Source organism: Staphylococcus petrasii, from assembly GCF_002902565.1.
Taxonomy (GTDB): Bacteria; Bacillota; Bacilli; order Staphylococcales; family Staphylococcaceae; genus Staphylococcus; species Staphylococcus petrasii.
In genome coordinates, this window is sequence record NZ_PPRC01000007.1 from 26,345 (window position 1) to 52,404 (window position 26,060).

21 protein-coding genes, 2 tRNA genes, 1 riboswitch and 1 other annotated feature are annotated in these 26,060 nt (G+C 34.9%); of the genes, 20 read left to right on the forward strand and 3 right to left on the reverse strand.

What is annotated here, in order from left to right:
• Positions 1–587: 587 nt before the first annotated feature.
• Positions 588–1,400: an NAD(P)H-hydrate dehydratase gene (locus CD127_RS01480; RefSeq protein ID WP_103365492.1), complete on the reverse strand. Its 813-nt coding sequence runs from the start codon at positions 1,398–1,400 to the stop codon at positions 588–590.
• Between the two features lie 307 nt (positions 1,401–1,707).
• Positions 1,708–1,907: a binding site (T-box leader), on the forward strand.
• A gap of 88 nt (positions 1,908–1,995) precedes the next feature.
• Between CD127_RS01480 and serS the strand changes: the two genes are divergently transcribed.
• The 20 genes from serS to CD127_RS01580 all read left to right on the forward strand — a co-directional run bounded on the left by serS (position 1,996) and on the right by CD127_RS01580 (position 22,909).
• The gene (gene serS, locus CD127_RS01485) at positions 1,996–3,282 is read left to right on the forward strand and encodes a serine--tRNA ligase (protein ID WP_103365493.1); all 1,287 of its coding nucleotides are present in this window, start codon (positions 1,996–1,998) and stop codon (positions 3,280–3,282) included.
• Between the two features lie 332 nt (positions 3,283–3,614).
• Positions 3,615–4,310 (forward strand): AzlC family ABC transporter permease, encoded by a 696-nt coding sequence (locus CD127_RS01490; RefSeq protein ID WP_103365494.1) that lies wholly within the window; start codon positions 3,615–3,617, stop codon positions 4,308–4,310.
• Positions 4,307–4,636 carry an AzlD domain-containing protein gene (locus CD127_RS01495; protein WP_103297278.1) on the forward strand — a complete coding sequence of 110 codons (330 nt, stop codon included), beginning with the start codon at positions 4,307–4,309 and terminating at the stop codon, positions 4,634–4,636. The genes CD127_RS01490 and CD127_RS01495 overlap by 4 nt, the downstream gene beginning before the upstream one ends.
• Before the next feature lie 98 nt (positions 4,637–4,734).
• A riboswitch (SAM riboswitch) is annotated at positions 4,735–4,838 on the forward strand.
• A gap of 73 nt (positions 4,839–4,911) precedes the next feature.
• Entirely contained in the window at positions 4,912–5,880 is a 969-nt protein-coding gene (gene metX / locus CD127_RS01500) for a homoserine O-acetyltransferase MetX (RefSeq protein ID WP_103365495.1), read from the forward strand.
• A gap of 77 nt (positions 5,881–5,957) precedes the next feature.
• Positions 5,958–6,884, forward strand: a complete 927-nt coding sequence (locus tag CD127_RS01505) for a YybS family protein (RefSeq protein WP_235851318.1) — start codon at positions 5,958–5,960, stop codon at positions 6,882–6,884.
• Positions 6,885–6,911: 27 nt separating this feature from the next.
• Positions 6,912–8,879: a DHH family phosphoesterase gene (locus CD127_RS01510; protein WP_103297275.1), complete on the forward strand. Its 1,968-nt coding sequence runs from the start codon at positions 6,912–6,914 to the stop codon at positions 8,877–8,879.
• The gene (gene rplI / locus CD127_RS01515; RefSeq protein WP_103297274.1) at positions 8,876–9,322 is read left to right on the forward strand and encodes a 50S ribosomal protein L9; all 447 of its coding nucleotides are present in this window, start codon (positions 8,876–8,878) and stop codon (positions 9,320–9,322) included. Before CD127_RS01510 ends, rplI begins: the two co-directional genes overlap by 4 nt.
• Positions 9,323–9,878: 556 nt before the next feature.
• On the forward strand, positions 9,879–11,279 hold the full coding sequence (gene dnaB, locus CD127_RS01520; RefSeq protein WP_103297273.1) for a replicative DNA helicase: 1,401 nt from the start codon (positions 9,879–9,881) through the stop codon (positions 11,277–11,279).
• A gap of 287 nt (positions 11,280–11,566) precedes the next feature.
• Complete coding sequence (locus CD127_RS01525; protein ID WP_103365497.1) at positions 11,567–12,850, forward strand: adenylosuccinate synthase; 1,284 nt, start codon at positions 11,567–11,569, stop codon at positions 12,848–12,850.
• 388 nt (positions 12,851–13,238) lie between these two features.
• Positions 13,239–13,313, forward strand: a tRNA-Glu gene (locus tag CD127_RS01530).
• Between the two features lie 7 nt (positions 13,314–13,320).
• A tRNA-Asp gene (locus tag CD127_RS01535) sits at positions 13,321–13,393 on the forward strand.
• 529 nt (positions 13,394–13,922) lie between these two features.
• Positions 13,923–14,624, forward strand: coding sequence for a response regulator YycF (gene yycF, locus CD127_RS01540; protein ID WP_103297271.1), 702 nt, complete (start codon positions 13,923–13,925; stop codon positions 14,622–14,624).
• A gap of 12 nt (positions 14,625–14,636) precedes the next feature.
• Positions 14,637–16,463 carry a cell wall metabolism sensor histidine kinase WalK gene (gene walK / locus CD127_RS01545; RefSeq protein ID WP_103365498.1) on the forward strand — a complete coding sequence of 609 codons (1,827 nt, stop codon included), beginning with the start codon at positions 14,637–14,639 and terminating at the stop codon, positions 16,461–16,463.
• Positions 16,453–17,784: a YycH family regulatory protein gene (locus tag CD127_RS01550; protein ID WP_103365499.1), complete on the forward strand. Its 1,332-nt coding sequence runs from the start codon at positions 16,453–16,455 to the stop codon at positions 17,782–17,784. The genes walK and CD127_RS01550 overlap by 11 nt, the downstream gene beginning before the upstream one ends.
• On the forward strand, positions 17,785–18,576 hold the full coding sequence (locus CD127_RS01555; RefSeq protein ID WP_103365500.1) for a two-component system regulatory protein YycI: 792 nt from the start codon (positions 17,785–17,787) through the stop codon (positions 18,574–18,576). It begins immediately after the preceding gene.
• A gap of 649 nt (positions 18,577–19,225) precedes the next feature.
• Entirely contained in the window at positions 19,226–20,026 is an 801-nt protein-coding gene (locus tag CD127_RS01560; RefSeq protein ID WP_103365501.1) for an MBL fold metallo-hydrolase, read from the forward strand.
• A 404-nt stretch (positions 20,027–20,430) separates the two neighbouring features.
• Complete coding sequence (gene rlmH, locus CD127_RS01565) at positions 20,431–20,910, forward strand: 23S rRNA (pseudouridine(1915)-N(3))-methyltransferase RlmH (RefSeq protein ID WP_103365502.1); 480 nt, start codon at positions 20,431–20,433, stop codon at positions 20,908–20,910.
• Between the two features lie 207 nt (positions 20,911–21,117).
• Complete coding sequence (locus CD127_RS01570; RefSeq protein WP_070673363.1) at positions 21,118–21,261, forward strand: restriction endonuclease subunit R; 144 nt, start codon at positions 21,118–21,120, stop codon at positions 21,259–21,261.
• On the forward strand, positions 21,254–22,480 hold the full coding sequence (locus CD127_RS01575) for a restriction endonuclease subunit S (protein WP_103365503.1): 1,227 nt from the start codon (positions 21,254–21,256) through the stop codon (positions 22,478–22,480). Before CD127_RS01570 ends, CD127_RS01575 begins: the two co-directional genes overlap by 8 nt.
• A gap of 45 nt (positions 22,481–22,525) precedes the next feature.
• A complete protein-coding gene (locus CD127_RS01580; protein WP_103365504.1) occupies positions 22,526–22,909 on the forward strand; it encodes a hypothetical protein in 384 nt (127 codons plus the stop codon).
• A gap of 321 nt (positions 22,910–23,230) precedes the next feature.
• Here CD127_RS01580 and CD127_RS01585 read toward each other — a convergent pair whose 3' ends face one another.
• Both CD127_RS01585 and CD127_RS01590 read right to left on the reverse strand, forming a co-directional pair.
• Positions 23,231–24,457 (reverse strand): ArgE/DapE family deacylase, encoded by a 1,227-nt coding sequence (locus CD127_RS01585; protein ID WP_103365505.1) that lies wholly within the window; start codon positions 24,455–24,457, stop codon positions 23,231–23,233.
• A gap of 342 nt (positions 24,458–24,799) precedes the next feature.
• Positions 24,800–25,741, reverse strand: coding sequence for a ketopantoate reductase family protein (locus tag CD127_RS01590; protein ID WP_103365506.1), 942 nt, complete (start codon positions 25,739–25,741; stop codon positions 24,800–24,802).
• Positions 25,742–26,060 lie beyond the last annotated feature (319 nt).

A 26,060-nucleotide genomic window follows, 5' to 3' on the forward strand; every position in this document is an offset into this window, starting at 1 on the left:
AATAAGACTACCCTCTCGTGAAGGTAGTCTTATTTTTATATAGATATGCTTTAAAATTACTTATTTTAAAAGTCGTTCTAAGATAGAGAATTACTCACTTAAGTTGCTACGCGTTTCTGTGGTGCCGTCTCTAAAGCAGCTCTTAGATGGATGCCACTCATTTTGTTGCGACGCTTTCTTGCGGGAAAGGCTCAAGCCTGTAGTCTTGAGGCTCTTTCTTTTCCGCCAAGAGTCGCGCAACACCATTCATTATCCATCTTTAGAGCTACTTACCTAAGTGCTATTGCACTTAGGTTCATTAACGGCACTGCTCCCCTAGAAGTCTACGCAACTACGTTTCGTTATCTATCTTAGAACGCCTTACACAAGTGTGTAAGCACTTAAGTTCCTTCCCCAGCTTGCTTTGTTTGTAGACTTTCTATGCGAAAGTCTTTGTGCTGGGGCCCCGCGCGCAACACCATTCATTATTCATCTTAGAATTTCTTGCCTAAGTGTGGGAATATACAAATTTACTATTTCTAGCTCTATATAAAGCAAACGCTCTGATTTTCTTACAATGGGAATATCAGAGCGTTTTTATTTAAATATTATTTTTCTAATTCTTTCATGACGTATGGGATTTCACTGATTAAACGTGAAGGTGGTACGACGTACATTTTTTCTGAGAGCTTTTCGCCAATGTAACTGTGTGTATAAGTTGCACTTGTTACTGCGTCTTTTAAGCTATCGAATTGACCTACGAAGCTTGTGATCATACCAGCAAGTGTGTCCCCCATACCGCCTGTTGCCATAGCTGGTGTGCCAATCGCAAGTTTATAATCATCATCTTTAAAGTAGATTTCTGTACCGTGTTTTTTCAAGACGACTGTAGCGCCTAGTTTATCTACGGCTTCTCTATTACGTTCATAAGTTTGTTCTTCAATAGGAATACCGCTTAAACGTTCCCATTCTTTTTGATGTGGCGTAAAGATAACGCGACATGTTGGAAGATCTGGTTTCAATTTACTAAATATTGTAATCGCATCACCATCAACAATTAAGTTTTGGTGAGGTTGAATATTTTGAAGTAAGAATGTAATGGCATTATTTCCTTTGAAGTCTACGCCAAGTCCTGGACCTATTAAGATACTGTCTGTGTTTTCAATGAGCTTTGTTAACATTTTAGTATCATTAATATCTGTTACCATTGCTTCTGGGCAACGTGAATGAATAGCTGCGTGGTTATTTGGATGTGTAGCGACTGTAATTAAACCACTGCCACTAAATACACAAGCACGAGCAGCTAACATAATAGCGCCACCTAAGTTCGCACTACCACCGATTAACAAGATTTTACCGTAATCGCCTTTATGTGTTTCATCTTTACGTTTTGGAATATTAACAGTAGTTAATGTTTCCATGAACAAAACCCTCCCTATCTATGAGGTCAGGACAAAGTATACATTCTTAACGTCCAGTCCTCTGTAATCACCTATATTTTCAAAGTCTGAACTTAAATTCGTAGCGAAAGGTCAGACATTTATGAGCTTTAAATACAATAGAAAATACTATACCTGCTAGTCACTTTCGTCAACACTATTCTGAGAAATATTTGAAAGTCTCAATTGTTGGAAAATGATAGCGTTTACCTAATTAGAAAATTTAACATTAGCAATTGCTTGAAAATTCTAAAAGACTTTGCTATATTAAAAATAACTTAATAAGTTATTGTTCGTAGGCCAAGTAACATAATGCGTTAATTTCAGAGAGCTTGTGTTGAGTGTGAACAAGTAATTAATGATTATGCGAATCTACCTACAGTTGTGAGCAATCGGTAATAACCGTTATTTTAGTAAAGTGCAATTTAGTACATTACCTATGTGTTAAATTGTTAAATAGGGTGGCAACGCGTAGACCACGTCCCTTGTGAGGGATGTGGTCTTTTTTTATTTATTTATTTAAAAGTAGCGACCATTCTTAATAAATTTTTTCAAAAATGGGAAGGATGAATGTTAAATGTTAGATATTAGACAATTTAGAGATGAAACTGACAAAGTTAAGAGCAAAATTGAATTACGCGGAGACGATCCTAAAGTCGTTGACGAAGTATTAGAATTAGATAATCAACGTCGTGAATTAATCGGTAAAACTGAAGAAATGAAAGCACGTCGTAACAAAGTAAGTGATGAAATCGCTGAAAAGAAACGTAATAAAGAAAATGCTGACGACGTTATTAAAGAAATGCGTGAACTTGGTGATGAAATCAAAAATAATGACGCTAAATTAAATGAAATTGATAACAAAATTAGAAACATCTTAATTCGCATCCCTAACTTAATTGCTGACGATGTGCCACAAGGTGATTCTGATGAAGATAACGTAGAAATTAAAAAATGGGGTACACCTCGTGAGTTTGATTTCGAACCTAAAGCACACTGGGACTTAGTTGAAGAATTAAAAATGGCTGACTTCGAACGTGCTGCTAAAATCTCAGGTTCTCGTTTCGTTTACTTAACTAGAGACGGTGCATTATTAGAACGTGCATTAATGAACTACATGCTTACTAAACATACAACTGAGCACGGTTACACTGAAATGATGACACCTCAATTAGTTAATGCAGACACTATGTTTGGTACAGGTCAATTACCTAAATTCGAAGAAGACTTATTCAAAGTTGAAAAAGAAGGATTATATACAATCCCAACTGCAGAAGTTCCATTAACAAACTTCTACAGAGACGAAATTATCCAACCAGGCGTTTTACCTGAAAGATTCACTGCTCAAACTGCATGTTTCCGTAGTGAAGCGGGTTCAGCTGGTAGAGATACAAGAGGTTTAATCCGTTTACACCAATTCGACAAAGTTGAAATGGTTCGTTTCGAACGACCTGAAAATTCTTGGGATTCTTTAGAAGATATGACTCAAAATGCTGAATCAATCTTAGAAGAATTAGGTTTACCATATCGTCGTGTTATCTTATGTACTGGAGATATCGGTTTCAGTGCAAGTAAAACATACGACTTAGAAGTTTGGTTACCAAGTTACAACGACTACAAAGAAATTAGCTCTTGCTCAAACTGTACTGATTTCCAAGCGCGTCGTGCAAATATCCGCTTCAAACGTGACGCTTCTGCTAAACCAGAATTAGCGCACACATTAAATGGTAGTGGTCTTGCGGTAGGTCGTACATTCGCAGCTATCGTTGAGAACTATCAAAACGAAGACGGTTCAATTACAATCCCAGAAGCATTAGTACCTTACATGGGTGGTAAAACTGAAATCCGTCCAGTAAACGACTAATCTAAAATTTAAATATTAGTTATTAATGACGATGAGGAGTTTTATACTCCTCATCTTTTTTACGTCTATAAACCACTTTTTCTTGCTAAAGTAGCGCAGTAAAATCCGCTAAATAAGACTATCTAACTAGAGGTAACTCTACCTTAATTCAATAAAATTCTGACATTTTAAAATCTTATTATATCAACGTTTTAACACGTCTTTCAGTCTAACTTCACACAAACTTCCGTCTAAGACTATTGCTACTATTTAGAGCGTGTATTAGACTAAGTTTAATTACTTATATATTCATTTTTTCTTTAATACAAAATTTAATCAAAGGGGGTACTTAAATGACGTCACATGTGACATTTAAACAAGGGGTCAAAGAATGTATTCCTACGTTATTAGGATATATCGGAATTGGATTGTCATTTGGAATCGTGGCGGCTTCCCAACATTTTAGTGTTTTAGAAATTCTGTTGTTATGCTTACTCGTTTACGCAGGTGCAGCACAATTTATCATTTGCGCACTTGTGATTACAGGCACACCTATGTCGGCAATTGTCTTGACGACATTAATTGTAAATTCACGTTTCTTTCTCTTATCAATGACACTCGCACCAAATTATAAAGATTACGGCTTCTGGAATCGTTTAGCTATGTCTTCTATTCTGACTGACGAAACATTTGGTGTAGCTATTACACCTCACTTAAAAGGGGAGAAGATTAACGATCGCTGGTTACACGGTCTTAATCTCACAGCCTATGCGTTTTGGGCACTTGCAAGCGTAGCAGGCGCCGTATTCGGTAAATACATTTCTAACCCAGAGATGTTTGGGCTAGACTTCGCCATCACGGCCATGTTCATTTTCCTGGCAATGGCACAATTTGAAACTATAAGAAGCTCAAAGATTAAAATATATCTCGTATTAATCGCATGCGTCGTTGTGATGATGCTCATCTTAAGTTGGTTCATGCCATCTTACGTCGCTATTCTTATCGCATCAATATTTGCAGCAACATTAGGGGTGGTGATGGACCGATGACAACATCTTGGCATATGTTTATCCTAATCGTTTTATGTGGACTCGTAACCGTGATTATTCGAATCCTACCATTCATTATGATTTCAAGAATACAACTCTCAGAAACCGTCATTAAATGGTTATCATTCATCCCAATCACATTATTCACAGCACTCATCCTAGACGGCATCATCGTGCAACAAGAAGGCGTTCAAGGTTACACACTGAACATTCCATATATCATCGTAACCATCCCAACCGTCATCATCGCACTCGTCACACGCAGCCTGACAGTAACCATACTCGTAGGCATCGCACTCATTGCCGGTATACGTTTCTTCTTTTAAAAGGCACCACCAAACAGCTGACGATTGAAGTTATACCGACAATCAGATAAAATAAATTCAAACTAAAGTTAACGTGTAAATAAATAAAATAACATGAAACCTTATTATGAGAAGCAGAGGGACTTGGCCCAAAGAAGCTTCAGCAACCGGCAACTTCAAGTACGGTGCTAAAACCAACGAGAGACTACTCGAATGATAAGTATTAAAGCACAATCGCTTCTTACTTCTTATATCAAGAGTAGGAAGCGATTTTTTATTTTAAAGGAGGTAATCGCATGACAAATTATACCGTAGATACATTGAACCTAGGATCCTTTACGACAGAATCAGGAGAGACTATTGAGAATTTGCAGTTACGATACGAACATGTAGGCTATTCAGGCCAGCCACTTGTCGTAGTTTGTCATGCCCTTACAGGTAATCATTTAACTTATGGCACAGATGAACAGCCAGGCTGGTGGCGTGAAATCATTGATGGTGGCTATATGCCTATCTATGATTACCAATTTCTTACATTTAACGTCATTGGTAGCCCGTACGGTTCAAGTTCACCGTTAACGGATCCGCATTTTCCAAAGCAATTAACCTTAAGAGACATTGTTAAAGCCATTGAAAAGGGTATCCAAGCACTCGGCTTCAATAGAATCAACATCTTAATCGGGGGCAGTCTAGGCGGCATGCAGGCGATGGAATTACTTTATAACAATCAATTTCAAGTAGACAAAGCAGTCATCTTAGCTGCGACTGACAAAACATCGTCATACAGTCGTGCCTTTAATGAAATTGCGCGTGAAGCAATTCAATTAGGTGGTAAAGAAGGTTTAAGTATCGCACGCCAACTTGGCTTCCTTACTTATCGCTCCTCTAAAAGTTATGATGAGCGCTTTACGCCAGATGAAGTCGTTAGTTATCAACGCTATCAAGGTGACAAATTTAAAGAAACCTACGATTTATCATGTTATTTAACTATGTTAAACGTATTAGATAGTCACAACTTAGACCGTGGCCGTGACGACGTAGATGAAGTGTTACAGTCTTTAGATACTAAAGTCTTAACGATGGGCTTTACCGATGATTTACTCTATCCAGATGATCAAGTAAGAGCAGTAGGGGAGAGGTTTAAATATCATCGCCATTTCTTCGTACCAGATAATGTTGGGCATGATGGTTTCTTATTAAACTTTAATGACTGGGCGCCAAATCTCTATCACTTCTTAAAAGTCACTAATTTCAAACGTAAATAATAACAAGATGGAGGGTTCGAGCTATTTGTTTTAATCTTCCATAGAGGTTAAAATAGAGCTTATAGTCAAAAAAAAGTATAGGAGTGGCGAATGTGTTTTCAAAAGTACATCCTAAAGCAACCATTCTAGGAACGTTAGCACTTATGATTGTTGCTTTAGTAACGCATGTATTACCAGTTGTTGGCTTAATATTATGTCTATTCGCTACCATTCCCGGTGTTATTCTATGGAACAAATCAATACCATCATTTGGGATTGGAGCTTTAGTAACCGTAATCTTAACCACTTTATTAGGTAATACGTTTGTATTAAGTGCCATGATTTTAGTTTTATTACTTAGTTTCGTAATTGGCCAATTATTAAAAGAACGTGCCTCTAAAGAACGTATCTTATATATTGCCACAGTTTATTTAAGTATATTTGCTTTAGTCGCATTTATGTTATTACAAGTATTCAAAAAAATGCCAAGCGCATCAACGTTAATTAAACCATTTAAAGATACGTTACATGATGCGATTGTAACTGCTGGCGTAGAATCAGATTATAAAGCGATTTTAGAAGAAGGCTTCCGACAAATGTCAGTTCAACTTCCAAGTTTTATTATCCTTTTAATCTTTATTTTTGTTTTAATTAATCTAATTATTACATTTCCAATTCTACGTAAATTTAAAGTAGCAACACCAATTTTCAAACCACTATTTGCTTGGCAAATGAATCGTTCATTACTATGGATATATATGATTGTATTGCTTTGTGTCATGGTGGCAACTGAGCCAAGTATTTTCCAAAGTATCGTGTTAAATTTCGAAGTTGTGTTATCATTATTGATGTATATCCAAGGATTGAGCTTAATTCATTTCTTTGGTAAAGCAAGACGTATGCCAGACGGTGTTTCAATATTATTAATGGTCGTGGGGACGCTAATAACGCCATTTACACATATTGTTTCATTACTTGGGGTACTTGATTTAGGAATTAATTTAAAACGAATGATTAAAAAATGACTTTAAAAAGCGAATAGAGGTGGAACAATGAACCGTCAATCCACTAAAAAGGCATTAATGATACCTTACATTTTAATGGTACTTACTGCGATAGCACTTGTTGTCGTGTGGTTTATTTTTAAGCCATTAGTCGCAACGATTGCTGCTGCTATTTTAGTCGTGATGATTATTATTAGCATCGTCTTAGTAAGACAAGCCTTATTAAAAATGGATAATTATGTGGATAATTTGAGTGGTCATGTGTCGGCAGGGAGCAATAAAGCAATTAAACGCTTGCCGATTGGTTTGGTTGTGCTTGATGAGGACGATCATATTGAATGGATTAACCAATACATGTCTGAACACTTAGAAACGAATGTCATCTCAGAACCAGTCAATGAAGTGTTTCCTAATATTTTAAAGCAACTTGAAAAGGTTCAAGAAATTGAAATCGAACATGGACAATATCATTATCATGTACGTCATTCTGAAGAAGAGAATTGTTTATACTTCTTTGATATTACTGAACAAGTACATACGAATGAATTGTATGAAGAATCGAAACCAATTATTGCGACCCTTTTCCTAGATAACTACGATGAGATTACGCAAAATATGAACGATACGCAACGTTCAGAGATTAACTCAATGGTTACACGTGTAATCAGTCGTTGGGCTTCTGAATATAACATCTTTTTCAAACGTTATAATTCAGATCAATTTGTTGCTTACTTGAATCAAAAGATTTTAGCTGAAATTGAAGAATCTAACTTTGAAATCCTCAGTCAGTTACGTGAGAAGAGTGTCGGTTACCGTGCTCAGTTAACGCTAAGTATTGGGGTAGGGGAAGGTACTGAGAACCTTATCGACCTTGGTGAACTATCTCAATCAGGTCTTGATTTAGCATTAGGCCGTGGTGGGGACCAAGTAGCCATTAAGAATATGAATGGTAACGTACGTTTCTACGGCGGTAAGACTGACCCGATGGAAAAACGTACACGTGTAAGAGCGCGTGTTATCTCTCACGCTTTAAAAGATATTTTAACTGAAGGCGATAAAGTTATCATTATGGGACATAAACGTCCTGACTTAGATGCGATTGGTGCCGCTATTGGTGTGTCTCGATTCGCATTAATGAATAATTTAGAAGCCTATGTTGTATTAAATGAAGAAGATATCGATCCAACATTACGTCGTGTGATGGATGAAATCGATAAGAAACCTGAGTTGAAAGAACGTTTCGTAACGTCTGATGAAGCTTGGGACATGATGACATCTAAGACAACGATAGTGGTCGTAGATACGCATAAACCTGAAATGGTTTTAGATGAAAATATTCTAAATAAAGCAAACCGTAAAGTGGTTATTGACCACCATAGACGTGGCGAAAGCTTTATTTCAAATCCATTATTGGTATATATGGAACCATACGCAAGTTCAACTGCAGAACTTGTTACAGAGTTACTTGAATATCAACCAACTGAACAACGTTTAACACGTCTAGAGTCTACAGTAATGTACGCAGGTATCATCGTAGATACACGTAACTTCACATTACGTACAGGTTCAAGAACGTTTGATGCGGCAAGTTATTTACGTGCACATGGTGCTGATACTATCTTGACGCAACACTTCTTAAAAGACGATGTAGATACGTATATTAATCGTTCAGAACTTATCAGAACGGTTGAAGTTCAAGATAATGGTATTGCGATTGCCCATGGTTCTAACGAAAAGATTTATCATCCCGTTACAGTTGCACAAGCTGCGGATGAGTTGTTAAGTTTAGAGGGTATTGAAGCATCATATGTTGTGGCGAAACGTGAAGATAACTTAATTGGTATCTCTGCACGTTCACTAGGCTCTATCAACGTTCAATTAACGATGGAAGCACTTGGTGGCGGTGGTCACTTAACGAATGCTGCAACACAACTTAAAGGCTTAACAATTGAAGAAGCAATCGAACGTTTACAACAAGCAATTACTGAACAAATGAGTAGGAGTGAAGACGCATGAAAGTAATATTTACACAAGATGTTAAAGGTAAAGGTAAAAAAGGCGAAGTTAAAGATGTACCAGTAGGTTACGCTAATAACTTCTTATTAAAAAATAACTATGCTGTTGAGGCAACTCCAGGTAATTTAAAACAATTGGAACAACAAAATAAACGTGCTGAAGCGGATAGACAACAAGAGATTGATGATGCTAAAGCATTGAAAGCTAAATTAGAAGATATTGAAGTTGAAGTAAGTGCGAAAACAGGTGAAGGTGGCAAGTTGTTTGGTTCTGTAAGTACTAAGCAAATTGCTGAGGCACTTAAAGCTCAACATGATATTAAGATTGATAAACGTAAAATGGATTTACCTCAAGGTATCCATGCGTTAGGTTACACAAATGTTCCTGTAAAATTAGATAAAGAGGTTGAAGGAACTATTCGTGTTCATACAGTAGAGAAATAATTTTCCTTTCCTAGCGGAAAGAAATTTTGTTGGTTGGCTTTTTAACTGCGCTTAAGTTGAGACGCTTTCCCAGGGTACAGTTTCAGCCAGAATTACCTCACAGATAAATCTGTGGGTAATTCTAAGGTCTTCAACTTGTACTGTTCCCTCGGGAGTCGCTCAACTACGCTTTGTTAGCCAACCACAAAATTTCTCTTTTTCTAAAAAAGAATTTGGTACTTTAATATTAGTTAAATTATTTAAATTATAGTCTATAGAAATAGAGTTATTATCTAACTTAAAAGATTAAAATAAGTTTTTAAATTTAATTTTTAATTATAATAAATTGGGAAGGTAAGTAACTCAAACAAATAATTCTAAGATAGATAACGCAGCGTAGTTGTGAGACTCCTAGTGGAAAAGAAAGAGTCTCAAGACTACAGGCTTGAGCCTTTCCCACAGGAAAGCGAAACAACTTAAGCAAGTGACTATCTATCTTAGAATTAAAATTTAATTGAACAATGTTGCACTGTGTTTAGGAAATTTAAGATGGATTGATTTAGAGGTGTGATGATTGATGGATAATATGTATGATCAAAAACAAATGCCCCATAATAATGAAGCTGAACAATCTGTCTTAGGTGCAATTATTTTAGATCCACAATTAATTGGAACGACTCAGGAGGCCCTACTTCCTGAGTCATTTTATCGAGGCGCCCACCAACATATCTTCAGAGCAATGATGAACTTGAATGAAGATAGTAGCGAAATTGATGTTGTTACGTTAATGGACCAATTAACGAAAGAAGGTACATTAAGTGAAGCTGGTGGTCCTCAATATTTAGCGGAACTCTCTAATAATGTACCGACGACACGAAACATTCAGTATTATACAAATATCGTTGCTAATTTAGCGTTAAAACGTAGATTAATTCAAACGGCGGATAGTATCGCCAATGATGGTTATAATAACGAGCTTGAATTAGACGCGGTTTTAAGTGATGCAGAGCGACGTATACTTGAGTTATCTGCTAACCGTCAAAGTGATGGTTTCAAAGACATTAGAGATGTTCTAGGACAAGTATATGAAACGGCAGAGGAACTTGACCAAAACAGTGGTCAAACGCCTGGTATTCCTACAGGATACCGTGATTTAGACCAAATGACGGCAGGGTTTAACCGTAATGATTTAATTATTTTAGCGGCGCGTCCTTCGGTAGGTAAGACTGCCTTCGCTCTTAATATTGCGCAAAAGGTAGCGACGCATGAGGATAACTACACTGTAGGTATCTTCTCGCTTGAGATGGGTGCGGACCAATTAGCTACACGTATGATTTGTAGTTCTGGGAATGTAGATTCTAACCGTTTAAGAACAGGTACGATGACGGAAGAAGACTGGAATCGTTTTACTATTGCGGTTGGTAAGTTATCTCGTACAAAGATATTTATTGATGATACACCAGGTATTCGAATTACAGATTTACGTTCTAAATGTCGTCGTTTAAAACAAGAGCATGGCTTAGATATGATTGTGATTGACTATTTACAATTGATTCAAGGTAGTGGGTCACGTTTTTCAGATAACCGTCAACAAGAGGTTTCGGAAATTTCACGTACGTTAAAAGCGATTGCTCGTGAATTAGAATGTCCGGTTATTGCCTTAAGTCAGTTATCTCGTGGTGTAGAACAACGTCAGGATAAACGTCCGATGATGAGTGATATACGTGAATCTGGGTCTATCGAGCAAGATGCGGATATTGTAGCGTTCTTATACCGTGACGATTATTATAATCGTGGTGAAGGCGAGGATGACGATGATAGTACAAATTTTGAACCGCAATCTAATGATGATAACGGGGAAATTGAAATTATCATTGCTAAGCAACGTAACGGCCCAACTGGAACGGTTAAGCTACACTTTATGAAACAATATAATAAATTTACAGATATTGATTATGCTCATGCTGAGATGACATAATAAATTAAAAATAAATTTTACCTTACATTATTTATTGAATATAAATTAATGTACGGTTTTTATTTTGTTTTGAGCTAATCTTATTTTTTGAAGTATGTGTCTTTCATTTTGAAAAATGTGCTTTGAAATACTGAAATTAAAGGAATTTCTATGGTTTATTGATTGAATTCATTTTCAAAAAAAGAAGTGATAAGAGTAAAATTTAATGTTCGATTTTTATTTGCATTATGCGGTTCGTATTGATAGAATACTTAATGGTTAATTGAGAAAACTTTGGAGGTGCTCACATGTCATCAATCGTAGTAGTTGGGACACAATGGGGAGACGAAGGTAAAGGTAAAATTACAGATTTCTTAGCGGAACAAGCAGATGTTATTGCACGTTTTTCAGGTGGTAATAACGCAGGTCACACAATTCAATTTGGCGGAGAAACGTACAAATTGCATTTAGTGCCATCAGGTATTTTTTATAAAGATAAATTAGCAGTTATCGGTAATGGTGTAGTTGTTGATCCAGTTGCATTATTAAAAGAATTAGATGGTTTAAATGAACGTGGTGTATCTACATCAAACTTACGCATTTCAAACCGTGCGCAAGTGATTCTTCCTTATCACTTAGCACAAGATGAATACGAAGAACGTCGTCGTGGCGATAATAAAATCGGTACAACTAAAAAAGGTATCGGTCCAGCTTACGTAGATAAAGCGCAACGTATCGGTATTCGTATGGCTGATTTATTAGAAAAAGAAACATTTGAAAGACGTTTAAAAGAAAATATTGAAATTAAAGATGCTTATTTCAAAGGTATGTTTAATGAATCATGTCCACGTTTCGATGAAATCTTTGATGAATATTATGCTGCAGGTCAACGTTTAAAAGAGTTTGTTACTGATACAGCTAAAATTTTAGACGATGCTTTTGTAGCTGAAGAAAAAGTATTATTTGAAGGTGCACAAGGTGTTATGTTAGACATCGACCATGGTACATATCCTTTCGTAACTTCAAGTAACCCTGTTGCAGGTAACGTAACAGTTGGTACTGGCGTAGGCCCAACTTTCGTATCTAAAGTGATTGGTGTATGTAAAGCTTATACATCTCGCGTAGGTGATGGTCCATTCACTACTGAATTATTTGATGAAGATGGTCACCACATCAGAGAGGTTGGTCGTGAATACGGTACAACTACAGGTCGTCCACGTCGTGTAGGTTGGTTCGACTCAGTCGTATTACGTCACTCTCGTCGTGTAAGTGGTATTACAGACTTATCTATTAACTCTATCGATGTACTTACAGGTTTAGATACTGTGAAGATTTGTACAGCATACGAATTAGATGGAGAAGAAATTACAGAATATCCTGCGAACCTTGATCAATTACGTCGTTGTAAACCGATCTTTGAAGAGTTACCAGGATGGAAAGAAGATATTACAGGTTGCCGTACATTAGAAGAATTACCTGAAAATGCACGTAAATATTTAGAACGTATTTCTGAATTATGTGGCGTACGCATTTCAATCTTCTCAGTAGGTCCAGACCGCGATCAAACAAACTTATTAGAACAATTGTGGTAAGAAAAAAGGTGCGTAGATAAGCGCTTAGAACTTGAGCAGAACTGAAAAGCGAGCAAAACTGTTTCTCAAGTTTTGACGAGTCTTTGAGAGTATCTGCCGAGAAACCTGCTTATCGAAGCCCGTCTATCACATTGTGAATGTAAAAATGGGATTATTGTTAAAAATAATTTTTGTTTAATAAGCAGGCATTGATTTTTCAATGTCTGCTTTTTTTATTTCATTCGAGGTGTAAAAGGGTTAAAAATGAAGGATATGTAAACTTGAAACCGTTGATATTATAGGGTTTTCTAGTAAAAATTAAGATTTCTAAAAAAATATTAAAATTATGTAAAAAATGTCTTGTCTTTAAATTATAGGCTGTGCTATAATCTATCTTGTGCTTAAGAACGGCTCCTTGGTCAAGCGGTTAAGACACCGCCCTTTCACGGCGGTAACACGGGTTCGAGTCCCGTAGGAGTCACCATTTTGGAGGTCTCGTAGTGTAGCGGTTAACACGCCTGCCTGTCACGCAGGAGATCGCGGGTTCGATTCCCGTCGAGACCGTATTGCTTACCCAAAAGGGTAGGCATTTTTTTATGCTTTTTTTGCTTAGTAATCCCCATTTCTTGTGGCGGTCCTCTTTATATTCCATTTTCAAAAAATAAGACTACGGGCATAGTCTAAAAGTTAAATATTCCTCAATTACGTGCAGTGCGTTACAGGTGTGTGACGATGCAACATATTCTTAATATTTCAATCAAAATTATCTTATAAACGTTGGTAGAGTGACTTCAATGGCTATCATAAATTTGTAACAATCTTCAAATCATGCGTCACTACGACTATTGTCTTATTTCAAAGGTGTTCAACTTATTTGTAATATTAAATTAGAGTGGTACACTTGAAACTAATATTATTCTATAAATTTACTTATGAAAATAGAATTAAGTGAGTATTAATGGTAAATTATATAGTAGATTAATATGCGCGATAATCTTAATTTAACGCATCAAATCACTGTTTATTCTTTACTAATTTGCATAAATATTTCATGAAATATAGAACTACAATTTGAGAAATGAGGTTTATAGATATGGCAAGAAAAGTTGTTGTAGTTGATGATGAGAAGCCGATTGCGGATATATTGGAATTTAATTTAAAAAAAGAAGGTTATGATGTTTACTGCGCTTACGATGGTAATGATGCAGTAGATTTAATTTATGAAGAAGAACCAGATATTGTGTTATTAGATATCATGTTACCTGGACGCGACGGGATGGAAGTATGTCGTGAGGTACGTAAAAAATACGAAATGCCTATCATTATGTTAACGGCGAAAGACTCTGAAATTGATAAAGTGTTGGGTCTTGAATTAGGTGCGGATGACTATGTAACGAAACCGTTCAGCACGCGTGAATTAATTGCGCGTGTGAAAGCGAACTTACGTCGTCATTATTCACAACCTGCTCAAGAAGTGGCTAGTACTTCTAATGAAATTACAATTAAGGATATTGTCATCTATCCAGATGCGTATTCTATTAAGAAACGTGGTGAGGATATCGAATTAACGCATCGTGAGTTCGAATTATTCCACTACTTATCTAAACATATGGGTCAAGTGATGACACGTGAACATTTATTACAAACGGTCTGGGGTTATGATTACTTCGGCGACGTGCGTACAGTGGACGTAACGATTCGTCGTTTACGTGAGAAGATTGAAGATGATCCATCTCATCCAGAATATATTGTGACACGTAGAGGCGTTGGATACTTCCTCCAACAACACGATTAGGGGTTTAGGGTTATGAAGTGGCTGAAGCAGTTACAATCCCTTCACACAAAGCTTGTTATTGTCTATGTGTTACTGATTATTATTGGAATGCAGATTATCGGTCTGTATTTTACTAATAGTTTGGAAAAAGAATTAACGAATAACTTCATGAAGAATATTAAACAATATGCGACGCAGCTTGAAGTTAATATCGAGCGGATTTATCGAGATGATCCGTCTAACGCACAAAAAGAAGTGCAAAGTTTATTAAATGAGTATGCCAATCGTCAAGAAATCGAAGAAATTCGTTTTATTGATAAAGATCAAATTATTATGGCGACGGCGAAGTTATCGTCTCATAATTTGATTAATCAGAAGGTCAATGATAATTCGGTCCAAAAAGCTTTATCATTAGGAGAACCAAATAGCCATAATGTACTGAAGGATTATGGTAGTGGTAAAGAACGGATTTGGATTTATAATTTGCCTGTGAAAAATGGCAACGAGACGATTGGTAATATTTACATAGAATCAAATATTAATGATGTATATAATCAGTTGAATAATATTAACCAAATCTTCATTATTGGTACGGCAATTTCCCTTTTCATAACAGTAATCCTAGGTTTCTTCATTGCGCGAACGATTACGCGGCCGATTACCGATATGCGTAACCAGACGGTCGAAATGTCGAAAGGGAATTACACGCAACGTGTGAAGATTTACGGGAATGACGAAATCGGTGAACTTGCCTTAGCATTCAACAACTTATCGAAACGTGTGCAAGAAGCCCAAGCGAATACGGAAAGTGAGAAACGTCGTCTAGACTCTGTTATCACGCACATGAGTGACGGGATTATTGCGACGGACCGACGTGGACGTGTACGTATCGTTAATGATATGGCGCTTAAAATGTTAGGCATGGCACGAGAAGATTTAATTGGTGATTACATGTTAAATGTCTTAAATATAGAAGACGAGTTTTCTTTAGAAGAGATTCAAGAGAATAATGATAGTTTCTTACTTGATATCAACGAAGAAGAAGGTATTATTGCGCGTGTGAACTTTAGTACTATCGTTCAAGATACTGGCTTTGTGAATGGTTATATTGCCGTGCTCCACGATGTTACAGAGCAACAACAAGTTGAACGTGAGCGTCGCGAATTCGTAGCCAATGTGTCTCACGAATTACGTACGCCATTAACGTCAATGAACAGTTATATTGAAGCGTTAGAAGAAGGTGCATGGAAAGATGATAATTTAGCACCGCAATTCTTATCAGTGACACGTGAAGAAACAGAACGTATGATTCGTTTAGTTAACGACTTACTTCAATTATCGAAAATGGATAACGAATCTGAACAAATCACTAAAGAGATTGTCGACTTCAATATGTTTATTAATAAAATTATTAATCGACATGAAATGGCAGCGAAAGATACGATTTTTGTGCGTGAAATTCCTCAAGATACAATCTTCGCTGAAATTGATCCAGATAAGATGACGCAAGTGTTCGATAACGTTATTACTAATGCGATGAAATATTCTCGTGGTCAGAAACGCGTCGAGTTCCACGTGAAACAGAATGCATTATATAATCGTATGACGATTCGTATTAAGGATAACGGTATTGGTATCCCTATTAACAAAGTAGATAAAATCTTTGATCGTTTCTATCGTGTCGATAAAGCACGTACACGTAAAATGGGCGGTACTGGTTTAGGTCTTGCGATTTCAAAAGAGATTGTTGAAGCACATAATGGTCGTATTTGGGCAAACAGCGTTGAAGGACAAGGTACATCGATATTTATTACGCTTCCATGTGAAGTTATAGACGATGGTGGTTGGGATGAAGAGTAAGGAGTACATTAAATCTATTATTCTTATTTTATTAGTCATGATGAGTATTGTCTTAACGTACATGGTGTGGAACTTCACGCCAGATTTAACGAATATCGATAGTGCAGAGAATAAAAAGAGTAATGTGAAATCGATTGGTAAACCAATGGCAGCGCATATTGATAATGTGATTGCGCCGTATCAAATGGTTGAAGTGAAAGACGATAAAGTAAAAGGCATGGCGCCGTCACGTGCGCAATTATCACAAGTGACAGAAGCTTTAAAGAATCATGAAGTAAGTAAAATTGAGCATTTACAGCGTGATTATAACTTAACGCTTCCTACGTTAAATACACGTTTTACTGTATTAGATTTTACTTATGACATGCCTTTAACTACATATTTAGGCCAAGTCTTAAATACGTCGGCGAAAGTGCCTAAAGACTTTAATTTTAATCGTTTATTAGTAGATGAGAATCCAAAGGGTAATTTAGAGCTATATGCGATAAGTAAAGACCGACATCAAGTCATGAAAGTGACGATGAATGCGAAAGCAGCGAATTTTGCTAAAACGATGGATCAATTGAGTAAGGATATGCAGAAATATTCTGAGATCATTACGAATAAAGATACCATCGATAAAGCGACGCATGTCTTTGCGCCAAGTCAGCCTAAACATATGCGTTCTTATCGTATGGTGTATGACACAATTCCTGTAGAAACGATGAATTCAATTCTATTTGATGATTCTGTTATTATTCGAAGCGGGAAAAGTGGCGCTACGACCTACAACAACAATACAGGTGTAGCAAACTATAATGACGATAGTAAAAAATATCATTATAAGAACTTGTCTGAAGATGAATCAAGTTCGAGTGATATGGATACGACAATTCCAAGTACCTTTGAATATATTAATGGGCATGGTGGCTTCTTTAACGATGATTTCCGTCTATTTAGTACGGATAATTCATCAGGTGAACTGACGTATCAGTTATTCCTTAATGGACATCCAACGTTCAATGATCAGAAATTGAATGAGATTGAAGTCACATGGGGAGAGAAAGGTATTTATGATTATAAACGTGCGTTACTGCGTTCTAGTGTGCCTTTAGAAGGTGAAAGTAAGTCATTAGATAGCGCAGAAACGGTGCGTTCGGCTTTAGCTAACAATCATGATATTGATTTCCAAAAAGTAACGAATATGACGGTCGGCTATCGTGAAGATGATCAACCTTCGAAAGATGATATTGAAGTGCAACGTAATAGTGAGTTTATTCCAACGTGGTATGTTGAATACGATGGCGATTGGTATGCATATGAGGATGGGAGGCTTGAATAAATGAACTGGAAACGAACGAAGACATTGTTTATTTTCGTATTTGTTCTTGTTAACATCCTGCTAGTTATGATTTACATTAACAAGGTGACGAAGTCTCAGATTAACGAGTCAGAGAGTGATAATGAGGTTAATTTTCAACAAGAAGAGATTAAGATTTCGAAAGATGTGTTGAATAAAGATGTCAGTGGTACAAAGATGCAGATGATTACTGCGACGTCGAAGAATTTCGATAATTATGCGGAAGATAAATCGTCGTTGGAAGCGGATGACGCGGGTTATACGCTGACTGGTGAGATTAATAGTACGGTTAATGTGAGTGATAGTAATTTAAGTGATTTGAAGAATTACATTATGGATAATATTTATAATGGTAAGGCGTATCAGTTAGGTAGTGTGTCGTCGAATACGGTGACGTATGAGCAGACGTATGATGGTTATCCATTGATGAATAATAATAAGGCGCGTTTACGTTTTAATGTGAGTGATGGTAAGGCGACGAGTTATAAGCAGACGGTAATGAGTAAGATTGAGCCTGCGCAAAGTGATAGTAATCCTAAGAAGCAGGTGATTACGCCACGTAAGGCGATTGAGACATTGTATTTTAATCGTTATTTAAAATCGGGCGATGAAGTGTTGGATGCGAGACTTGGTTATTACTCAGTCGTGAGGGAAACGAATGTGCAGTTGTTGCAAGCGAACTGGGAGATTAAGGTGAAGCATAAAGGCAAAAATGATACAAAGACATATTATGTTGAGGCGAGATCAGCAAACCCTAAGGTTATTGATAACTAATTATCTTAAATAAAAGGATAATTCTTACGAATTATTACGTGCTCTTGTTGCGTATGTTTTTATCTTTATAAAATTCTTAAATGGATTTTGCATTCACTTTAGTTGAGATGCTTGCCTAGGGGGCTGGGTCGAGCCTTGGTCTCGACACTCATCCTGCTCCCTCAGGCGTCACTCAACTACGTTCATGCTCCATTTGAAGAATTTTTACTTAAATGTCTAAGCGCTTAAGTTCATAAGAAGTTGTTCTTTTAAGTGGTGGGCAACATCGCTACGTAATAATCTTCAGAATTCTTTACGGAATTTAAGTTTAATAAACTTTTCAATAATAACTAACTAACCTTATCCTTTCTCTTCTCTTATTTAAGAAAGGGAGTGGTTTGGGGTATGGAAAGTATAGTAAGTGTGTGGGGTTTAGGTTTCATGCACTTACTTTTTTGTGTTTTTGTAGAGGATTTGATTTATAAACAAGGAATTGGAACTTTAATTTCTGTGTTGATATAGTATAATATAAAGGTATTTTTAAAGGACTGGAATGTTTCGGATGATGTGAATTGTTCGAAACATCATTTTTTAGGAAAAAGAGTGCAGAATAGAGAATTTAGACTGAAAGCACTCTAACATATAGATTAGGTTGTCGAAGGTAGAAAGGATGAGCTGCTTGATACGTATGAGTGTTCTGGCGAGTGGCAGTACGGGGAATGCCACTTATGTAGAAAGTGATAAAGGCAGTCTTTTAGTAGATGTTGGACTCACTGGTAAAAAAATGGAAGAGTTATTTAGCCAAATAGATAGAAATATGAAAGATTTAAACGGTATATTGGTTACTCATGAGCATAGTGATCATATTAAAGGATTAGGTGTGGTTGCACGTAAATATGGTTTGCCGATTTATGCGAATGAGAATACATGGAAAGCTATCGATAAAAAAGATGGTAAAATTCCAATGGATCAAAAATTCATTTTTAATCCATATGAAACGAAATCAATTGCAGGTTTTGATATAGAGTCATTTAATGTATCTCACGATGCGATTGACCCTCAGTTTTACATTTTCCATAATAATTATAAGAAATTTACGATGATTACAGACACAGGTTATGTTTCTGACCGTATGAAAGGCATGATTCAAGGTAGTGATGTCTTTATGTTTGAGAGTAATCATGATGTGGATATGTTACGTATGTGTCGTTATCCGTGGAAGACAAAACAACGTATTTTAAGCGATATGGGACATGTATCAAATGAGGATGCAGGACTTGCGATGACGGATGTTATTACAGGCAATACGAAGCGTATTTATCTTTCTCACTTATCTCAAGATAATAATATGAAAGAATTAGCTCGTATGAGTGTGGGACAAGTGTTAAATGAACATGATATTGATACAGAAAGAGAAGTATTATTGTGCGATACAGATAAAGCACAAGCAACTCCTATTTACACATTATAATAATTAAGACAGTCGGCCTACTTATAATTTAAATAATTGTAAGTAGGTCTTTTTCTATATTTTTGAAGTAATTATCTAATAATTTGAACTATACATTAATATTCATAAGGAACCCTATAAAAGTAGGATTTGGATAAAATGTGTGAATAAATATTTAAGACTTACTTCAAGTTATCCCCAAAAATAGAAGAAGTTATCCACTGTTGTGTATAATACACACAGAAATACTCACATTATTCACAGACTTATCCACAAATTCGAGGTGTTAATAACATATTTTGGTGCTATTTCTAAATTTTTCCACAGAATTTATATACATTACTGTTATAATTAGAGGGAATTCTGTTAACAAGTTAATAACTTGTGGATAAGTGGGATAACTATTAACATCTATGGAGGATTATATGAAGATAACTATCTTAGCTGTAGGCAAATTAAAAGAAAAATATTGGAAACAGGCTATTGCAGAATATGAAAAAAGATTAGGTGCTTATTCCAAAATTGAAATTATTGAAGTACCAGATGAGAAAGCACCAGAAAATATGAGCGATAAAGAAATCGAGCAAGTGAAAGAAAAAGAAGGACAACGCCTTCTAGCTAAAATTAAACCACAAGCAACGGTTATAACTTTAGAGATACAAGGCAAAATGTTGTCATCAGAAGGATTAGCACAAGAACTTCAACAACGCATGACGCAAGGTCAAAGCGACTTTGTATTTGTTATTGGAGGATCAAACGGCTTACATGAAGACGTCTTAAAACGCAGCAACTATGCCCTTTCCTTCAGTAAAATGACATTCCCTCATCAAATGATGCGCGTCGTCTTAATCGAACAAGTATATCGAGCATTTAAAATAATGCGAGGCGAAGCATATCATAAATGATGCGGTTTTTTCAGCCGCTTCATAAAGGGATTTTGAACGTATCGGAACGTATGAGGTTTATGAGAATTGCCGTTATGTTTTTGTGAAGCATATCATAAATGATGCGGTTTTTTATTAATTTATTGACTAAAAATACAGTACGCAATATTAATTATTATCAAATTTTGATATATTTAAAGAAAGATTAAGTTTAGGATGGATGAATGAATGGCTTATCAGAGTGAATATGCATTAGAAAATGAGGTACTTCAACAACTTGAGGAATTAGGCTATGAAAGAGTAAATATACATAATACTGAATCAGAAATTAATGAATATCTCAAAGAATTAGGAGCGTTAAAACATGTCTGAACATAAAAATACTCCAGAATTAAGATTTCCAGAGTTTAAAGATGAATGGTATCAATCAAATTTAGACGAAATGTGTTCATTTACTTCGGGCGGTACTCCTAGTAGAAAAATAAATAAGTACTGGGATGGAGATATTCCATGGATTACAACAAGTGATTTGAATAATAAATTTATTAAAAATATATTTACTAAAATAACTTCTTCAGGTTTAAAAAATTCATCAGCAAAATTAATAACTGAACCAGCAATAATCTTAGCAATGTACGGTCAAGGCAAAACAAGAGGTAAATGTTCCATATTAAATTTCCCAGCTACTACAAACCAAGCTTGTGCTATTTTACAACCTAATGAATTTAATAACATTGAATTTGTGTATCAATTTCTAGAAAAAAATTACACTTATTTAAGAGCTCAATCTAATGAAGGGAGTCAAAAAAATTTAAGTTTATCTCTTTTAAAAAAAATAAAAATTAATTATCCATCTCTGTTTGAACAAAATAAAATTAGTGATTTCTTTAGCAAACTCGACCACCAAATTGAGTTAGAAGAAAAGAAACTTGAACTCTTAGAGCAACAAAAACGTGGGTATATGCAAAAGATTTTCTCTCAAGAGTTAAGATTTAAAGATGCAAATGGAAATAGTTATCCGAAGTGGGAACAAGAAAAACTAGATGATGTAGCTAATTATAGAAGAGGGTCTTTTCCACAACCTTACGGAAAAAGAGAATGGTATGATGAAATAAATGGAGAACCATTTGTGCAAGTTGTTGATGTTGACAAAAATATGAAGTTGCATAACCAAACTAAACAAAAAATTAGTAACTTAGCAAAACCTAAAAGTGTAAAAGGGTTTATAGGTGATATAGTAGTAACATTACAAGGTAGCATAGGTAGAGTAGCAATTTTACAATATGACGCATATATTGACAGAACCTTACTACTAATTAATTCTTTTAAAATAGAAATGAACAAAGATTACTTTAAATATGTATTATATTTATTGTTTTTAAAAGAAAAAGAACGAGCGCCTGGTGGAACAATAAAAACTATCACTAAAACTGTTCTTTCAAATTTTAAAATAGATGTACCAATTATAGAAGAGCAGGAAAAAATAGGTAACCTTTTTAATGCATTAGATAAAACTATTGAAATACAAGGTGACAAAGTTAATTTTCTTAAACAACGTAAACAAGGCTTGTTACAGAAAATGTTTGTCTGATTCTTATAAAATCCTATTATGTTAACTAAAAGGAGAGACGTATTAATGAAAGATGAAAATTTAGACATTTTTATGTCAATGCTAGTTGACATTTCCTTAAAAGCTAAGCAATTTAGATTTTTAAACCAAGAAAAAGAAAAGATAGAAAAAATACTGGAATTATTGGTTTGTAAAGAACAAATTATATTTTTAGGGAATACTTCTGCAAGTAACAAACCTTATTTGTATCTTATTCCTGAATATTATTCATTAACAAAAGAACTCATAGATAAGATAAATACAAATTTTGATTTGTATACCATTGAAAATAATCTGTATCACAAAGTTCGAATGAATGATTCAGGCATATTAGTGAAAATTCCTATTGACCAGGATAGTTTTGATATAACAGAAAAAAGTAGATATGTCTCAAATGAACTGGTAGTATAACAAATCTATTAACTTTCATCTATAATTAAAAAATATAAGAAATTAGAAAAAACAAAAAAATAAATTTAAGAGCATCCCTCACCGCTAAGTGAAGGATGCTCTAGTTTTATTAGAATATAGTTTTCATTTTAATAGATAATGGTTAATAATTGTCTGTAAATCATTGTTAAGTACCGTTGTGATAGTGTCATCATTCATAAAATAATCATAGATTTTATCAAGTATTTTCTCATCTTCAATTAATGACATTAGTTTAGAGATTTGACTAATGACGCTTATTAGGGTTCGTTAACTGATAAAATGAGAACTAGAAAATTAGTATTATTTAGATTTACCATCTAAATAATTAACAAAGATATCTTTAAAAATATCTATATAATTTAAATACATGTTTTTATAAATAAATTCATCAATTTGGTGAGCGACTAAGGAATCTCCAGGGCCAAATATTGCTAGATCGACATTATCTTTATTTTCACCTAATAAACTTGAAGCATCAGTTGTACCAATTAAAGCACTAATCACAATATCATCATCAACATACTTAGAAGCGATATTAGAAATGCATTGAATTAAATCATTATCTTTGTCACTTACAACAGGGTGATGGTTGCTAGGAATCGTTAATTCTAATTTTTCTTTATCCACTCTTTGAATTACTTTTTCGAATAAATCTTTTACGAATACATTGTCATATTCAGGAACCGTTCTTACATTATATTCAACTGTTGCTTTTTCTGGAACAGAATTAAATTGGTCTCCGCCATTTATAATTGAATTTAACATTGTAAATCCCGAAAATATATGTGTTTCATCATCATCAATATCTTTATCTAGATTCTTCTCCATCATAGGTACAACATCAAGTTGATGTTTTTTATCATTGTTTTTAATATGTTTATACTCTGAACGCATTTCATTGATAAAGTCAATTAAGATATCAATAGCGTTTACACCTAATTGCGGCATCGAGCTATGTGCCGCTTTACCTTTAGCTGTTACTTGACAACTCATAGAACCTTTATGTGCGTAATAAACGATATTATTTGTTGGTTCGCCAATAATTAAACCATCCACATCATCTAAATAACCCTGCTTATTAAATAATAAGGCACCTTTTTGTTCTTTTTCTTCACCACTTGTAGCAAGTAAACGAATCGTACCTTGGTTTAATTTATTCTCTTCTTTTAATTCAATTAAAGCTAGAACGAGCGCAACAAGCCCCCCTTTCATGTCTGTTGTGCCTCTACCGTAAAGTTTGTCATCTTTTTCTGTGAGTTCAAATGGAGGATACGTCCATTCATTTTTGTCGCCACTTGCTACGACATCCATATGACCACTAATTGCTAATATAGGAAATCCACTTCCGATTTCTGCAACGAGGTTTGCTCTTGTATCATTAATTTCTAAAATATTTGAATCGATATCATATTGAGATAATAATTTTTTCAAATACACACATACCTCTTTTTCATTATCATTTTCGCTTTTGATTTTAACAACGTCAGATAGAATGTCTATTTTCTCTTTTTCACTAAATACACTCATTGTATTATCTCCTTTTCACAGTCCTTTCATTATTCTTTACCACTTTTGTTAGTTTATATGCATAAATTATACTTACGTAGAATAAAAATAGAGCATCCCTCACCGTAAGAGTGAGACGTGCTCTATTCCTTTAAGTATTATACTTAGAGGTAATTTATTATCTATAAAGATTTATTGGATATTGAAAATACTTATTACTTTAATACATGAAAATTATACAACTACTATAAATCAGCATATAGATGTTTTAAGTCAATGATAGCAATTGAGTTTTATCAAAAAAATACCAATTCTTTCAAATAATTCACAAAAAAGTATAGTTTAATTTTACATTATTTCATATTAACGTTTATTTAACTTCATTTCTAATTGATGAATGAGATGAGTAATCAGTTCATTATTAGGAGTTTCGATACCTAATGATTTACCATAGTCCACAATTTGACCATTTAAGTAATCTATTTCAGTTAAACGACCATGATTATAATCTTGATGCATTGAAGGATAGTGTAAACCTTGTGCATGATCAGGATAAGCTGCTTCAATTTTCGAGATTAAGTCGTTAATATGAATATCTACATTTTTAGCATGTGCTACGTCGACAATTTCTTCAATGACTGGACGTATCATTGCTCTAGAATGATCATAAGCGCCCAATTCACCAATTGTTTTATCTAATATCGTGCACAATGGATTTAAAACACTGTTAAGCGTAGCTTTAGACCATATCGCTTTAAATACATCATTACTGATAGTGGCATTTAAATGGGCTTGATTTAAGATATCTGCAATTTCTTGAGTACGTGAGTCTTTTTTACCATCAGCACGTTGAAAGTCAATTGAACCTTCACCTTCTAATAGCAATTGACCTGGACCACGTAATCCAGCTGTCCACATTGTTACGGCTAAGAAAATTTGTGATTTTGGAACGAATTGTGATAGACGTTCGTCATGGCCTAAACCATTCATCATACATAAGATGGCAGTATCCTCGCTAATTGCTCCCTGATCTTTTAAAGTTTGCATCATTTGTTCAGATTGCATTGATTTTGTTAAAAGAACAATAATATCATATGTCTCTTTGACTTCTTCAGGGAATGTTGCACGCATCTCAACAGTGTACGTCTCATTTTCAGTTTGAACTTCTATTCCTTTTTCATTTATTCGATGAACATGATCTTTCCAGTAATCAAGTAAAGTGACATCTTGTCCACTTTGTTTTAGGTAAGTACCAATACGGCTTCCCATTGCACCCGCACCAGCAATTGCAATTTTCTTAGACATATTGAACACTCCTCGTTTTTTTATATATTATATTTATTTCCACTAAAACATCTTTTAAAACTTATCTTTTAGCATTGATTTGTTTTGAAGTATATATACACCATAATACTAAAATATGAGTATAAAAATCATTTTAGGGAATGTCACGAATATTAGTATATGTTTCATTGTAAAAAGAGTAACTTTGATTGACAAAATACAAAACGATGCGTATTTACATGTATTTTTAATATAAATGAAATATTATTGCATAGGTTGATTCATTAATAAACTTTTAAATGATTAATTGAGGTATCATAATTTAAATATACGTTTTAAT

Coding starts and splice junctions, on each gene's coding strand:
- CD127_RS01480 (WP_103365492.1), bottom strand. CDS start 1,400: ATGGAAACATTAACTACTGTTAATATTCCAAAACGTAAAGATGAAACA.
- serS (WP_103365493.1), top strand. CDS start 1,996: ATGTTAGATATTAGACAATTTAGAGATGAAACTGACAAAGTTAAGAGC.
- CD127_RS01490 (WP_103365494.1), top strand. CDS start 3,615: ATGACGTCACATGTGACATTTAAACAAGGGGTCAAAGAATGTATTCCT.
- CD127_RS01495 (WP_103297278.1), top strand. CDS start 4,307: ATGACAACATCTTGGCATATGTTTATCCTAATCGTTTTATGTGGACTC.
- metX (WP_103365495.1), top strand. CDS start 4,912: ATGACAAATTATACCGTAGATACATTGAACCTAGGATCCTTTACGACA.
- CD127_RS01510 (WP_103297275.1), top strand. CDS start 6,912: ATGAACCGTCAATCCACTAAAAAGGCATTAATGATACCTTACATTTTA.
- rplI (WP_103297274.1), top strand. CDS start 8,876: ATGAAAGTAATATTTACACAAGATGTTAAAGGTAAAGGTAAAAAAGGC.
- dnaB (WP_103297273.1), top strand. CDS start 9,879: ATGGATAATATGTATGATCAAAAACAAATGCCCCATAATAATGAAGCT.
- CD127_RS01525 (WP_103365497.1), top strand. CDS start 11,567: ATGTCATCAATCGTAGTAGTTGGGACACAATGGGGAGACGAAGGTAAA.
- yycF (WP_103297271.1), top strand. CDS start 13,923: ATGGCAAGAAAAGTTGTTGTAGTTGATGATGAGAAGCCGATTGCGGAT.
- walK (WP_103365498.1), top strand. CDS start 14,637: ATGAAGTGGCTGAAGCAGTTACAATCCCTTCACACAAAGCTTGTTATT.
- CD127_RS01550 (WP_103365499.1), top strand. CDS start 16,453: ATGAAGAGTAAGGAGTACATTAAATCTATTATTCTTATTTTATTAGTC.
- CD127_RS01555 (WP_103365500.1), top strand. CDS start 17,785: ATGAACTGGAAACGAACGAAGACATTGTTTATTTTCGTATTTGTTCTT.
- CD127_RS01560 (WP_103365501.1), top strand. CDS start 19,226: ATGAGCTGCTTGATACGTATGAGTGTTCTGGCGAGTGGCAGTACGGGG.
- rlmH (WP_103365502.1), top strand. CDS start 20,431: ATGAAGATAACTATCTTAGCTGTAGGCAAATTAAAAGAAAAATATTGG.
- CD127_RS01570 (WP_070673363.1), top strand. CDS start 21,118: ATGGCTTATCAGAGTGAATATGCATTAGAAAATGAGGTACTTCAACAA.
- CD127_RS01575 (WP_103365503.1), top strand. CDS start 21,254: ATGTCTGAACATAAAAATACTCCAGAATTAAGATTTCCAGAGTTTAAA.
- CD127_RS01580 (WP_103365504.1), top strand. CDS start 22,526: ATGAAAGATGAAAATTTAGACATTTTTATGTCAATGCTAGTTGACATT.
- CD127_RS01585 (WP_103365505.1), bottom strand. CDS start 24,457: ATGAGTGTATTTAGTGAAAAAGAGAAAATAGACATTCTATCTGACGTT.
- CD127_RS01590 (WP_103365506.1), bottom strand. CDS start 25,741: ATGTCTAAGAAAATTGCAATTGCTGGTGCGGGTGCAATGGGAAGCCGT.